The 13,972-nt window shown below is 62.3% G+C and carries 13 protein-coding genes; 9 read left to right on the forward strand and 4 right to left on the reverse strand.

The features are described 5' to 3' along the window. Positions 1-25: 25 nt before the first annotated feature. The 4 genes from IEX57_RS09255 to IEX57_RS09270 all read right to left on the reverse strand — a co-directional run bounded on the left by IEX57_RS09255 (position 26) and on the right by IEX57_RS09270 (position 2,827). On the reverse strand, positions 26-670 hold the full coding sequence (locus IEX57_RS09255) for a PepSY-associated TM helix domain-containing protein (protein ID WP_188704018.1): 645 nt from the start codon (positions 668-670) through the stop codon (positions 26-28). 206 nt (positions 671-876) lie between these two features. Beyond that, complete coding sequence (locus IEX57_RS09260) at positions 877-1,494, reverse strand: DNA-3-methyladenine glycosylase I (protein WP_188704020.1); 618 nt, start codon at positions 1,492-1,494, stop codon at positions 877-879. Between the two features lie 77 nt (positions 1,495-1,571). Then, entirely contained in the window at positions 1,572-2,531 is a 960-nt protein-coding gene (locus tag IEX57_RS09265; RefSeq protein WP_229708935.1) for a quinone oxidoreductase family protein, read from the reverse strand. Positions 2,532-2,575: 44 nt separating this feature from the next. Further along, positions 2,576-2,827 (reverse strand): hypothetical protein, encoded by a 252-nt coding sequence (locus tag IEX57_RS09270; RefSeq protein ID WP_188704022.1) that lies wholly within the window; start codon positions 2,825-2,827, stop codon positions 2,576-2,578. A gap of 21 nt (positions 2,828-2,848) precedes the next feature. Between IEX57_RS09270 and IEX57_RS09275 the strand changes: the two genes are divergently transcribed. From IEX57_RS09275 to IEX57_RS09315, 9 genes are all read left to right on the forward strand, one after another. After that, a complete protein-coding gene (locus tag IEX57_RS09275) occupies positions 2,849-3,712 on the forward strand; it encodes an AraC family transcriptional regulator (RefSeq protein WP_229708936.1) in 864 nt (287 codons plus the stop codon). Positions 3,713-3,874: 162 nt separating this feature from the next. Then, the gene (locus IEX57_RS09280; RefSeq protein WP_188704023.1) at positions 3,875-4,255 is read left to right on the forward strand and encodes a DUF2946 domain-containing protein; all 381 of its coding nucleotides are present in this window, start codon (positions 3,875-3,877) and stop codon (positions 4,253-4,255) included. A 75-nt stretch (positions 4,256-4,330) separates the two neighbouring features. Beyond that, positions 4,331-6,685: a TonB-dependent receptor gene (locus IEX57_RS09285; protein ID WP_188704025.1), complete on the forward strand. Its 2,355-nt coding sequence runs from the start codon at positions 4,331-4,333 to the stop codon at positions 6,683-6,685. Positions 6,686-7,188: 503 nt separating this feature from the next. Continuing rightward, on the forward strand, positions 7,189-7,662 hold the full coding sequence (locus tag IEX57_RS21130) for a type IV pilin protein (RefSeq protein WP_188704028.1): 474 nt from the start codon (positions 7,189-7,191) through the stop codon (positions 7,660-7,662). After that, positions 7,656-8,171, forward strand: a complete 516-nt coding sequence (locus IEX57_RS09295; RefSeq protein ID WP_188704030.1) for a pilus assembly FimT family protein — start codon at positions 7,656-7,658, stop codon at positions 8,169-8,171. Before IEX57_RS21130 ends, IEX57_RS09295 begins: the two co-directional genes overlap by 7 nt. Further along, a complete protein-coding gene (locus tag IEX57_RS09300) occupies positions 8,158-8,592 on the forward strand; it encodes a PulJ/GspJ family protein (protein WP_188704031.1) in 435 nt (144 codons plus the stop codon). The genes IEX57_RS09295 and IEX57_RS09300 overlap by 14 nt, the downstream gene beginning before the upstream one ends. 1 nt (position 8,593) lies before the next feature. After that, a complete protein-coding gene (locus IEX57_RS09305) occupies positions 8,594-9,403 on the forward strand; it encodes a PilW family protein (protein ID WP_188704033.1) in 810 nt (269 codons plus the stop codon). Positions 9,404-9,414: 11 nt separating this feature from the next. After that, positions 9,415-11,601, forward strand: coding sequence for a hypothetical protein (locus IEX57_RS09310; protein WP_188704035.1), 2,187 nt, complete (start codon positions 9,415-9,417; stop codon positions 11,599-11,601). A 181-nt stretch (positions 11,602-11,782) separates the two neighbouring features. Then, positions 11,783-13,924, forward strand: a complete 2,142-nt coding sequence (locus IEX57_RS09315; protein WP_188704037.1) for a TonB-dependent receptor — start codon at positions 11,783-11,785, stop codon at positions 13,922-13,924. Positions 13,925-13,972: the final 48 nt, after the last annotated feature.

Consider the following 13,972-nt stretch of genomic DNA (forward strand, 5'->3'; position numbering starts at 1 on the left):
TCAAACCCTTGATAAGAAATGTTGATCAATGAATGAACAGCAAAGCCAGCACCAGCGGCAAAACCACGCCCAGGCCCACCAGCGGCCAGGTGGCAACGCGGCCGCCCGCATGCAGCTTCAGCAAAAACAGCCCGGTCAGGCAGAACACCAGACAGGACACGGCAAACCCGTCCAGAAACCAGTTCCAGGCTTTGCCGGTGTTACGCCCTTTGTGCAGATCGTTCAGATACGACACCCAGCCGCGCGTGGTCAGTTCGTAATGCGCGGCACCATCGGCCAGTTGCACGCTGACCCAGGCATCGCCACCCGGCCGGGGCAGCGCGATGTAGACCTCGTCGGCAGAGAACTCTGCCTCGTGCCCGGCCGCTTCGATCCCCATGGTGTTCTGCAACCACGTTGCCAGTTCTGGCGGCACCGGGCCTTTGTCGGCGTGCGGCAGTTGCTTGAGGTTTTGCAGTAACGGCGCCGGTACGCGGGCATCGCGTTTTTCTACATGGGGGTGCGCTTCAATCTGTGCCGCGTGATTGAGCGTGATGCCGGTAATGGCGAAAAGCAGCATGCCGATCAGGCACAGGGCCGAGCTGATCCAGTGCCAGCGGTGCAGATGCTTGAGCCAGAACGCCCGCTGCTGCCGGCTGGCGGCGGGCTGGTTTTCAATGAGGGCCGACATGGGCGCGAATAGGTATCCAGGGAGCGTGCCGGCCAGCATGAGTGCGGCAGCATCGGTATCGTTGTTTTAATAATGATAATCGTTATCAACAAATCGATGCAACGGGATGTATGTATCAGGTTTGTGGCAAAGAGCGGCCTGCGCGGTGCCAACAAAAAAGCCAGCATTGGCGCTGGCTTTCAAGGTGCGGGCAGGCACAACGGGCGTCAGGTCTGCCCTGCCGGTTTGCTGAAGGCCGCCCGTGCCCGCGCCACCTGTGCCCGGATCACGCAGTCCGGCGCGTGGTCATTCACCAGCCCCATGGCCTGCATGAAGGCGTACACCGTGGTGGGGCCAACAAACTTCCAGCCGCGCTTTTTCAGCTCTTTGGACAGCGCCTCAGACTCGGCCGAGGTGGCGATCGGCGGGCCGTCCGGAATCCGCGCCTGGGCGGGTTCATACCGCCAGAAAAACGCCGCCAGCGAGCCCTCTCTGGCCACCATTTCCTGCGCGCGTTGTGCGTTGTTGATCACCGCTTCGATCTTGCCGCGATGTCGCACAATGCCTGCATCCAGGACAAGGCGTTCGACATCGGCCGCGGTAAAGGTGGCGATGTGGTTGAAATCAAAACCGGCAAACGCCGCCCGAAAACCCGGCCGCTTGGTCAGGATGGTGCGCCAGCTCAGGCCGGACTGGAATCCTTCCAGACTGAGCTTTTCAAACAGGCGCTGGTCATTGCTGACCGGGTAGCCCCATTCCTGGTCGTGGTAGTCCAGATAATCCGGCGTGGCGGCGCACCAGTGGCAGCGCAATTGCCCATCCGGGCCGGGCTCGGTTCTGCTCATGTGTGGTCTCTGCTGGCGTGGTGGATGCCTGCTGAGGCTAGCAGAAATTTGCGGCCACCGTGGTGGCGGCCACGTCATCACGCCATGGTAAACACCGTGCGCAACTGGCTGTCGGCCTGCCCCCAGACCTCCGCCAGCCGGGACAGCGGCACGGCTTGCGCCTTGACCTGCAATTGCGCGGGGATCACCGCCGCCAGCACTTGTGCCACCACATGCAACAAGCGCGGCAGCGGCACACTGCCAATGCCGCTGCCCATCAGGTTGATGGCGGTGGCGCGCAGCACGGCGGCGGGCAAGCTGATTTCAGCGCCGCTGATCGAGCCGATCTGCACAAAGCGCAACTGATGGCCTTCCGGCAGTGTTTTGGCCGCCGTGATCAATGTCGTGCGGGCGCTGGGGCCCCACAGATAATCCAGCACCACATCGACGCCGGCGGCCAGGTGCGGCGCCAGTGCAGCGGCGAGCGCGTCTTCTGGCTGATCAAGTGAAATCACCACATCCGCCCCCGCTGCGCGGAGCCAGTCCAGCGCGGCCGGGTTGCGGCCAGTAGCAATGATCTTGCCCGCGCCCAGATAGCGGGCAATCTGCACGGCAAGGCGGCCCGATGCGCCGGTAGCGCCATTCACCAGCACGGTTTCGCCCTGGACAAAGCCGGCGCGTTCCACCAGCGCGGCCCAGCACGACATCCCCGGAATCGCCACCGCAGCGGCGGTTACGTCATCAAGCCCGGCGGGCACCGGCACGCATTGCGCTGCATCGACCACGGTGTATTCGGCCAGCGCGCCAAACGGCGCCTGCGGCGAGAAAAAATACACGCGCTGGCCGTTCTCCAGCTGCCCGACGCCATCGACACCCGCGACAAACGGGAACACGCCGTGCGAGGAATAATGCGTGCCAGAGGCCTTGGCCCGCGCCAGTTGACTGAGTGCCGCGGCGGCGACGCGCACAAGGTGCTGGCCGGGCGCGGCAACGGGTTTTTCAAAGTCAGCAAAAGCAGGCGGCTGGCCTGCCAGGGTTACGACAGCAGCTTTCATCATGATGGCTCCTTAAAGCAAAATCAGCAGGGTCAACAGGGGTGGGATCAGCGCGTGGCCAGCCACTGCCGCAGCGCGGCGTCACGCACTTCCAGCACGTCAAACAGGCCCAGCGCCCGCAGCGCTGGCAGTGCGGCGGTCATATCGGCCGCCGCTTGCTGGTGGCTGGCGGCATCGGCGTGGGGATCAAGCCAGACGGCGGCATTGAAGAGGAAGGCGCCGACCGTGCCTTTGCGCACGGGGGTACCGGCCAGTTCAATCTGGTTCTGGTCATCGGGCAGCAAGTCTTCAGCGCGCATGATCTGTGTTCCTGTTGTGAGATGACATCCAGTCTAGGCATACTGGGCTGGTCGGTCTCCGGCATGGAGGCCATTCGATACGGTATTTCGGCCATGGACGATCTGATTATCCGGCCTGATCTGGTGCGCTCTTCCGCCGGCCCGTTTCTGGCTGCGGCAGAACTCACGCGGGATGCGGTCCGCGTAACGCCCGCGCACAGCCATGAACGCGGGCAACTGGTGGGCGCGCTGCATGGCTTGATCTCGATCGGGCTGGACCGGCAGCAGTGGGTGGTGCCCGCCGTGCATGCCATCTGGATACCGCCGCACTGGACGCACTCCTTGCGCTCGTTCGGCCCGTTTGCCGGCTGGAGTGTGTTTATTGCTCAGCCGCATTGCGCCGGTCTGCCCGCGGCACCGCGTTCGATCAAAACCACGCCGTTACTGCGTGAGGCCGCACGGCGCGCGGCCACCTGGCCCGGCACGACACTGGATGCAGCGCAAACACGGATTGCCGGGATCATCCTGGACGAAGTGGCCGCGGCACAGCCTGAGGCTCTGGGTTTGCTGCAACCGGCAGACCCGCGCCTGATCCGCATTGCCGACGCGCTGGCGGCAGATCTGTCAGACAGCCGCAACCAGGAAGACTGGGCGTCGTGGGCCGGCTTGTCGCCCAGAACGCTCAGCCGGCACTGGCTGGCAGACACCGGCATGACCTTTGGCGAGTGGCGACAACAAGCGCGGTTGTTGCGGGCGCTGGAGCTGATTGCCGACCGCGTGCCGGTCACCAATATCGCGCTGGAACTGGGTTATGACAACGTCAGCGCGTTTATCGAGATGTTCCGCCGCGCCCTGGGCACAACGCCGGGCCGGTATCTGGCAGAAACAGCGCCAGACCCGCGCTGATGCGCCCCTGATGCCTGGCTGGGGTCGCGGCAGTTTCGCCACACCCTGCGCAACGGTGTTTCAAAAGAGAGTCATTCTCATTTATATTGCGGGCGTCGCTCCGCACCGGGGCGGGTTTTTCATCCATTTCTTGCTGAGCGCCCTGCGCGCCCGGCCCGCACCATGCACTTTCGCACCCGTAGATTGCTGGCACTCTGGCTTGGCCTGATCGCCATGAGCCTGTTTGTGCTGGCCCCTGTGGTCAGCCAGCTCATCATGGCTGGCCGCAGCACGCCTGTGGTGGTGGCAATGTGTTCGGTGAGTAATCCGCACGCCGGCCAGCTGCTTGAACACGGCGCCAGTGCGGACACCATGGCGGCCTGCGACTACTGCACCTTGCAGGCCACCCATCTGTTGTTGCCTACCCTGCCGCAACTGGCGCCCGCGATCGTGCCGCTGGTGGCGGTACTGCGCCTGCCGCATCTGCCGGTACGGGCGTTTGCGCCGGCGGTGTTCCCGCTGGCGCGGCCGCGCGCGCCGCCGTTGTTCTCTGCCTTGATCTGACCCTTTTTTGGCCAGTGAGCCCGCCTGCACCAGGCGTGCTGCTGGCTGCCGGTTTTATTTTGCAGAGAACCCATCATGTTTATTTCGCAATCCATCCGCGCGGGTGCGTCCCGTCACGCCCCGACCCTGCTGGCGCTCGCGCTCAGCGGCCTTACCCTCAATGCCCGCGCCGATGAGGCCGCCACGCTGAACCGGGTTGATGTCACCGGCCAGCAATCCTGGGCCGACCAGCACCAGTTACCACAAACCACGGCCAGCATTACCCGCCAGGATATCAGTACCACCATCAACGCCATGGATACCGAAGACGCGCTCAAGTACATGCCATCGGTGCTGGTGCGCAAACGGTTTATTGGCGATACCCAGGCACCCATGGCCACCCGCACGACGGGTATCAACGCCAGCGCGCGCAGCCTGATTTACGCCGACGGCATTTTGCTGTCGACCCTGATCAACAACAATAACGGTAATGGTTCGCCGCAGTGGTTCATGGTCACGCCAGACCAGATCGACCGCATCGATGTCATGTACGGCCCGTTTGCAGCGCAGTTTCCCGGCAATTCCTGGGGTGCGGTCACGCAGATCACTACCCGCATGCCTCAAAAGCTGGAAGGCAGCGTGGATGTCAGTGTCAGCACGCAGCCCTTCAAGCTATACGGCTACAGCAGCAAGGCGCCGGCCGAACAATACAGCGCCAATATCGGCAACCGCAGCGGCGACTGGTCATGGTGGCTCAGCGCCAGCCATCTGGACAGCTTCAGCCAGCCCTTGAGTTTTGCCACGGTCAGCCAGTCCACCACGCCCGCCAGCGCCAGCCTGCCGGTGGTAAGCGGCGCCTGGGCCGACCGCAACCGCACGGGTGGCGCCATTCAGGTGATTGGCGCGGGCAATCTGATTCACACGCTGCAAGACAACGCCAGCCTGAAACTGGCGTATGACTTCTCTCCCGATGTACGCGCGCTGTACAGCCTGGGTTACTGGCAAAACAGCAGCAAGGCCACAGCCCAAAGCTGGCTGCAAACGGCAGACGGCGCGCCGTACTACGGCGCCAGCAGCGGCAGCGTCAATCTGGGTGGCTATGCGTATTCCGCCAGCACCATCGCCGGCCAGTTCTCCAGCAACAACATCGAACAACAACACCTGATGCAGGGCCTGACTGTCGGCACGCGCCATCCGGGTGTGTTCGACTGGCAAGTGGCGCTGAGCCAGGTGCGGTATCTGCAAGATGAAAGCCGCCTCTCTACCGGCCTTTACCCTGCGGCCCAGAGCGGCGGTGCTGGCCGGATTACCGATATGCAAGGCACCGGCTGGGCCACGGCTGACGTACAGGGCACATGGCGGCCCGATGGCCCCGGCGGCACGCATGCTTTCAGCACCGGCGTGCATCTGGACCAGTTCAAACTGTCCAGCCCCACCTGGAACACCAGCAACTGGGTATCTGGCGACAACGGCACGCTGTACAGCAACGCGCTGGGCAAAACCCGCACCAGCGCGCTGTGGGCGCAAGATGTCTGGCGGCTGGCGCCGGACCTCTCGGCCACGCTGGGTTTGCGCTACGAACAATGGCGCGCCTTTGACGGCTATAACTACGCCACCACCAGCAAAGGCAACGGCGTGGCGATCAACCAGCCAGGCGTGAGCGATAGCGGGTTCTCGCCCAAGTTGTCGATGACCTGGGCCGCGACCGAGGCGTGGTCGGTAACGGGCTCGTTTGGCAAGGCACTGCGGTTTCCCACTGTGGGCGAGTTGTACCAGAGCGTGCAGACCGGCACGACCTACGTGCAGGCCAACCCCTACCTGAAACCGGAAAGCGTGTTATCGGGCGAACTGGCCCTGGTGCGCGATACCGGCAACGGCCCGCTGCGCCTGTCGGTGTTTGACGAGTCCGTGTCTGACGCGCTGATCTCGCAAACCGCCAGCATTGCCGGTTACGCCACGCCGGTTTCCTTTACGCAGAACGTGACGCGCACGCGTGAAACCGGCGTGGAACTGGCGCTGGATCAGCATCACGTACTGGTGCAGCCACTGTCGTTGTCGGGCAGCGTGACCTGGGTGGATAGCCGCATCGTGGCTGATGACAGCTTTGTGCCGACCACGCCAGGCAGCAGCGCTGTGGGCAAACAGGTGCCGTATATCCCCACCTGGCGCGCTACGCTGGCGGGCACCTGGCACTTTGATGAACGGCTGGCTGCGACACTGGCCGGGCGCTATAGCGCGCGGGTTTATGCCACGGTTGATAACAGCGATATCAATCCGTCTGCCTATCAGGGCTTTGACGAATTCCTGGTGCTCGACGCCCGCGTGAGCTGGCAGATTGACCCGCACTGGCAAGGCGCGGTGGGCATCGACAACCTGAATAACCGCAAGTATTTCCTGTATCACCCGTTCCCGCAGCGCACCTTCTATGCGCAACTGAAGTACGCGCTGTGACCGGGCCTGGCCGGTGTCGCCCTGGCGCCGGCCGGCCGGGGTGGGCGGTCAGAATCTGTCAGCCCATCCTTTCATCCTGAAAAAGCCTGGCGCAAATCCGTGCAGTATATGGATCAATGCGCCGGGTCATCCATGGTGTCTGGCTGTACCAGAATGGGGCATGAAACGGGCGCGATACAAAAAAACAACAACCGGCACACCACTTGTACCTGACATATCACCGCTGATCCCGGTCAGATGGATCAGGCTGGAATGCACCAAATTGCTGCGTTCTGTCATTTCTTTCCTTCTCACAAACTGACAGCCGCGTTTGTCAGACTTTAGTAATTACTTAAATTTCTTTTGACAGGCAAACTCATTTGTCATCAACATAAGTAAATACCCTGATACCGTCTATCCGCAAGGATGGACCCCGTTTACAGAGGAAACGGGCGTGTCGCAGCGGTAAAACAATCAAAACACGGTCCAGGCAAAAAGCCGGGCCACACCAGAAAAACGAAACCATGCCTGCTCATCACCACAGAGCGGTCTGCCCCTGCGCGGGCAAACCGTCTGCCGGGTTTACGCTCATTGAACTGATCGTGACCATGGCGATCATTGCCATCCTGACTGCCGTTGCCTTGCCGGCGTACCAGAACTACATCATCCGCAGCAATATCAAGTCGGCCGGGGCCGATCTGGTCGCGCTGGCACTGGTGGTGGAAAACGCCCATCAGCTGACCTTCAGCTATGCCTCCAGCACCAATGGCATCACCAGTGCCACCAGCGGTTTTGGCGCATTCGGCCCCACGGTGGGCAATCTGTTTACGTATTCGCTGACCAACAACGGCTCTGCCACGCCGGCCTACCAACTGGCCGCAACCGGCAACAACAGCACCATGGTGGCCAACTGCAAGCTGACCCTGGACAGCAACGGCAGCCGCACGTTTGCCAGCGGCAGCGGCACGCGGGCGTGCGGGTACCAGACATCGTGGTAAGGGCAACGGACCGGTTGCAGCGCGGGTTCACGCTGGTCGAGATGATGATTGTGGTGCTCATCGTGGCCTTGTTCCTGCTGCTGGGGGTGCCGCTTACGGCCCGCTGGGTCGGCAGCGCCAACGTCAACTCCGCCACGGTGAGCTTCACCCAGGGCGCGGCCATGGTGCGTTCGCGCGCGCTGCGCAATACGGGCGGCGTCGCCCTCAGCGCGCCCTCGGCCTATCTGATCCTGATCAATGGCAACGCCACCGCCACGGCGGGCGGCACGGTGTGCGTGCAGGACGCCACCACCGTCGGCGGCCTCAATTGCGATAACGCGGTCTGGATGGCGCGGCTGCCCAATGGCACCTCTGCCACCTTCAATGGCGCCAACGCGCAGTGTCTGGCGCTCACACCCGGCGGGCTGATCACTTCGGCAACGCTGGGCAGCACCACCTGCGGCGCCACCGGCGTCTACGCCATTTCCACCATTCAAGGCGTCAGCGGAGGCCCCAGTGCGCTCAACTAGATTATTCCGGACAGCCCGTCAGCAAGCGGGCTCCACACTGCTGGAAGGCATCATTGCCGTGCTGTTGCTGGCGATTGTCGGCATGGGCATCACCTTTACGCTGTCTCGCGTGGCGCTGGCGCAGACCACGCTCAATGCGCAGAACAGCGTGATCTCGCAATTGCGATCCGGCCTGCAAAGTATCAGCGTGAGCAACAGTTTTGCCTCGGCCACGGCGGCATCGACCACCTGCAATATCAACATGGCCAGCACCATGCTGCTGGGCGCGCAGGCGTCGGTCACCAACCAGACCAGTTGCACGCTGAACACCGTGAGTATCTCCATCGGGGGGGGCAGCGTTACCGGCAGCGGCCGCTTGCCGCAGATCTCCAACGCCGTGAACGACAGCAAGCTGGGCGGCACGTTGACGGTGAACAACTGACATGCGCGCCCCTGGCAATCAGACGCGCCGGCAAGCCGGCTGGAGCATCATCAGCCTGATGGTGGGCATGCTGGTATCGATGCTGGTCATCTTGTCGATGCTGTCGCTGTTCCGGGTGGTCTCGACCAATGTCGTGCACCCGACGACCGGCATGCAGCCGACCGCATCGCAAGACCGGCAGATTGCCACGGCGCTGTTGTCTGTGCAGACGTTGTTGCAGAACGCTGGTTATGGCTATTACCCGCAGGCCGCGCACAACGTGAACGTCATGCTGGTCAGTGGTGCCAGCAAAACCCTGGTGAGTGCGCCGGTGGCCGGGCTGACCGGCAACACCCTGGCCGCGACCTCGACCATCACCGTCAGCGGCACCGTGCAAAGCATTGCTTCGGGCACGGTCACGCCGCCGCTGGCCAATGCCGTCAACGCCCTGTTCTGGGAAACCGCCGGCAGCACCGTACCGGCCAGCGCCAGCAGCGCCCAGTGCTACGGCCTGTTGTCTGACACCAGCAGCCTGAGTAATGGCAACGCCGCCAACGCCTTGTATCTGCTGCAGGCCAACGGTAGCTGTTCACCGGTCAATGCCAACTGGAACAACATCAACTGGACGGTCACGCCCCTGATCAGCAGCGGACTGATGCTCAGCCCGGTTACGTTTGCCGCCCAGGAAACCACCTGCTGGCCCTTCAGCACGCTGGTTGGCGCCAATGCGCCCAGCGGGCTTTATGTGCAATTGAGCTGGAGCACCAACAGCACCAGCGCCTTGTCCAGCGCGGCCAAATCCTGGTCGAGCTGTCTGCCCAACATCAGTTAAGCGGCATTCTCATGATGATTCATCACGCCACCCAACCGTTCCTGCCATCACGCCAGCGTGGTCTTGCCGCCATATTGCTGGTCATGCTGGTGGGTTTGTCGCTGACCGTCACCGTGCTGGGCACCATGCACTATGTGCGCGCAGAACAAGACAGCGCGCTGACCACGCACGCCGTCACCACCGCGCAGATGAAAGCCTGGGATGGAGTGGAGGCGTTCCGCCAATATCTGAACGCGCTGGGGCAAACCCAGGCCGCAGCCCTGCCCACCAGCGCGCCGGGCAATGTAGTGAGTATTTCTGGCGGCAGTGTGGCCAGCGGGATCAGTGGCGTGGTCACGGCGGTAAACACCGGTGCAGCCAGTTGCAGCAGCGGCACACAAGTGACGGCCAGTTTTACCGGCAACAACGCCGCCGCAAGCGATATCAAGGCCGCCGCCACGGTCGAGGCCGTGTATTGCGTCACCACCAGCGGCAGCGGCACCACCACCCCGCCCGGCAACGTCAGCGGCGGCATGGTGATCTACGGCAACCTCAATACCTCCGGCAATATCAAGTTTGCCGGCGATGCCAGCGCCAACATGACCGTGGTCGGCAACCTGACCGACAGCGGCACGCTTGATGGCGTCAACAATCTTTACACCACGGGTTCGGTCAATCTGAGTTCCACCGGCACGGTGCAGAACATCCTGGCGCAGGGCGATGTCACCATTGGCAACTCGGCCAGCTTCCAGTCGGTCAGCTCGCAAGGCAATGTCACCATCACCAACAACGCGACCATTACCACCATCAACGCCAATGGTTCGGTCACGTTCAGGAACTCCTCCACGGTCGGCACCGTCAACGCGCTGGCCGGCGCCACGGCCAACGGCCAGCCCTCCACCACCACCGTGGGCAGCGGCGGTGTTACCACGGCCGGCGCGCAAACCATTACCAATGTGAACACCAATGGCACGCTGAACCTGAACAACGCCACGGTAAAAAACCTGGCTGCGGCGGGCAGTCTCAACTTCCAGGACAACTACTCTGCCGTCAAGGCGGGAACTGTTGGCACCGGCTTTTTGCCCACGGGCAAGACGGGAACAACCAACAGCAGCAATGTGACCTTCCTGCAGGGGTTCATGCCCACGTATGCCGCCAACACCGTACCGGTGCCAGGCGTAACCGTGCCCCCGCCGCCCACCATTGATGCCTGGGCCAACCGCAATCTGGCCAACTATGCGTTTGATGTCGACAGCAACAACTTCATCCGCGTCAACATTGCCGACGTCAACGGCGTATCGGTGAATTCGGGCGCGGCGGCGACCACCTCGGTCAGCGGCACCGCCATTCCGGCCGGGGCCTGGTATGTGCTGGGCAGCGGCGCCAACCAGGACATGCTGTGCCCGACCAGTACTTACAGCGCCGGCAGTTGCACCATTCGCGTGTGCTATTCCGGCTCGCAGTACAACAGTTGTTTTGGTACGCCTTCAGTCAGCGGCGCCGTCCCGACCTGGAGCGTCAATGGCGTCGGCAGCAGCGAGCCGCTGCCACCTGGCATTGTCTGGTTCAACGGGAATGTCAATCTGGGTCTGGGCACCTGGTTCAATACCGTGATGGCAACCGGCAACATCACCACCAGCGCCAACAACGTCACCTACGCCCCTAATTACGTTGGTTATGGCAATGTTGCCAACCCCAACCCGAACGCCAAAATTGGCACGGCCGGCATCTGTGTGAACAACCCGTTCAACAGTGCCACCGCCATGACCAGCAATTACCCTTCGCAGAATCTGTACCCCACCAACCTGTGCCCCACGCCACCGGCGCCCAACTGCGTGCCCTCAGCGGGCAACAATTATTGCGGCTACAAGGGCGCTGCCAACCCGATGGCCAATATCGCGCTGTACGCCGGCGGCTACATGCCACCCGGCACCACGTTCAGCGGTGGCACGGTCACCCTGGGCGCCAGCACGACCATTTTCGGTAATGTCATCAGTGCAGATACTGTCTCTTTTGGTGGCAGCACCTATGTGGCCGGTTATGTGAATGCCTTTCAGCAAAGCCAGAGTAATGCTTCAAGTTTTGCGGCTTCGACCACCATCGACCTGACCAATTACCCGCCCACGTTCAACCCTTGCGTAGCCCAGGCCGGTTGCAACAGCGGCAGCGGCGGGGCCGGGGTGACGACCACGACCGTGATGTGGACACGATATAAATAGCGTTTGATGACAACAGCCTCCGAGCACTTGGCAGCCTTCGTTTGAAGGCTGTTTTTTTTTGCCTCTCATTTTGCAACAATGTTGCATTTTGTGTTTATTCCGGTAGCATGCGCGACAAATGCAACATTGTTGCAAATTCCCGTTTCGCCATCCCCGGCATTCACAAAGAGAGAGCAAATCCATGTTCCCCTTCCCCTTGCGCCCCCTGGCCCTGTTGCTGGCCGGCTGCTCACTGCCCCAGCTTGCCCTGGCCGATAACCCGGCCACTGCGGCTGAAATTCCCGTCATCACCGTCACGGCAGAGCGCCTGAAAAATGCGCGCATTGAGCTGTCGCCGGATGTCGGCACCACGGTCTATCACATTGATCGCAGCACCATAGACAGCTTCGGCCGCGGCGATGCGGCCGCGTTTGACCAGGTGTTGCTGCGCCTGCCGGGCGTGGATGCAGACTCTAAAGGCTCTGGCTCGCTGCACGTGCGCGATGATCACGGCAATGTGCAATACCGGGTTGATGGCGTGCAGTTGCCCGAGGCGATCTCCGGCTTTGGCTCAGCGTTTGATACGCGCTATGTGGACAGCCTGGATTTCCTGACCGGCGCGCTGCCTGCGCAGTACGGCCTGCGCACGGCGGGCGTGGTGGATATCCAGACGCGTTCCGGCCCGGTTGCACCGGGCGGGCGCGTGGGCGTGGAAGTCGGCAGCCACGATACCGTTGCCCCCAGTGCGGCCTTGTTTGGCAGCGCCGGGCGGCTGAACTATTACTTGTCCGGCAGTTATCTCAGCAGCGCAGCCGGGCTGGAAAACCCGCAACCCACGCGCAACCCGCTGCACGACGACACCTGGCAATCGCGCAGTTTTGGCAACCTGCAATACTTTGTGGATGAACAAACCCGCGTCGGCCTTTTGTTTGGCACCTACAACGGGCGTTATGAAATCCCCGCCAATCCGGATCAGGCCCCGGCATATGCCCTGGCCGGCGTGAGCGATCCGGCCACCGGCCTGAACAACTACCCGTCCAGCCAGGTGGATGAACGCCAGCGTGAGGTCAATCGCTTTGTCGCGGTGTCGTTCCAGCAAAATCTGGATACCGTGGATTACCAGCTCTCGGTGTTCCATCAGTATTCAGACCTGCATTTTTATCCCGACCAGGTGGGGGATCTGGTCTACAACGGCGTGGCTTCAGACACTTTCCGTTCCAACTCGGCCAACGGCCTGCAGCTGGATGCCGCCTGGCGGGTCAGCCCCGCGCACACCTTGCGGGCCGGCGGCCAGTTGCAGCGCCAGGGCACGGCCAGCAACAACGCGGTGTCGGTATTTGCGGTGGATGACACCGGCGCCCAGACCAGCAATGTGCCATTCACCATCGTTGATAACAGCAGCAAAACCGGCACCCTCGTCAGCGTGTACGCGCAAGATGAATGGCGCCTCAGCCCGGTACTGACCCTCAATTACGGCCTGCGTTTTGATGAGGTCTCTGCCTTCACCCAGGAACACCAGTTCAGCCCGCGCATCAACCTGGCCTGGCAAGCCAGTGACAACACGCTGATCCACGCCGGCTATTCGCGTTATTTCACGCCGCCGCCGCAAGAACTGGCCTCGCAATCGAGCATTGATCTGTACAGCGGCACCACCAACCAGCCGGCGGTATCGACCTCTGACAGCGTCAAGGCCGAGCGCACGCATTACTTTGATATCGGCGCCAGCCACAAACTGACCCCGGCGCTGACACTGGCCCTGGACGCCTATTACAAACGCATCCGCAACCTGCTGGACGAAGGCCAGTTTGGCCAGGCACTGATCCTCTCGCCCTTCAACTACGAACAAGGCTACGCCCGCGGCGTCGAGTTTTCTGCCACCTGGGGCAGCGGCCCGTGGAACGGCTACCTGAACGTGGCGTACCAGAAGGCGCAAGGCAAGCACATTGTCTCTGGCCAGTCTTTGTTTGATCCGGATGAACTGGCGTATATCGCCAACCACGATATCTATCTGGACCACGACCAGACCTGGACCGCGTCGTCAGGCGTGAGCTACCGTTTCGGCCAGAATCTGGTCAGCGGCGACATGCTATTTGGCAGCGGCCTCAGACGCACCCCGGACGGCGGCGCGCCCAACAGCGCCTCGCTGCCGTCGTACACCGTGTTCAACACCGCGTATACGCACACCTGGAAAACCGCCAGCAACCTGCAGATTGAAGGCCGCCTGGCGTTGCTTAACGTGTTCGATCACGTTTACCTGCTGCGCGACGGCACCGGCGTAGGCGTCGGCGCCCCGCAATACGGCGCACGCAGAAGCGTGTACGGCAGCGTGACGACGACCTTCTGACGAACTGATCCGGGCAAGCCTGCCGGGCCGGATGGCCTGGCAGGTGAT

The sequence above is a fragment of the Silvimonas iriomotensis genome, assembly GCF_014645535.1.
GTDB classification, from domain to species: domain Bacteria; phylum Pseudomonadota; class Gammaproteobacteria; order Burkholderiales; family Chitinibacteraceae; genus Silvimonas; species Silvimonas iriomotensis.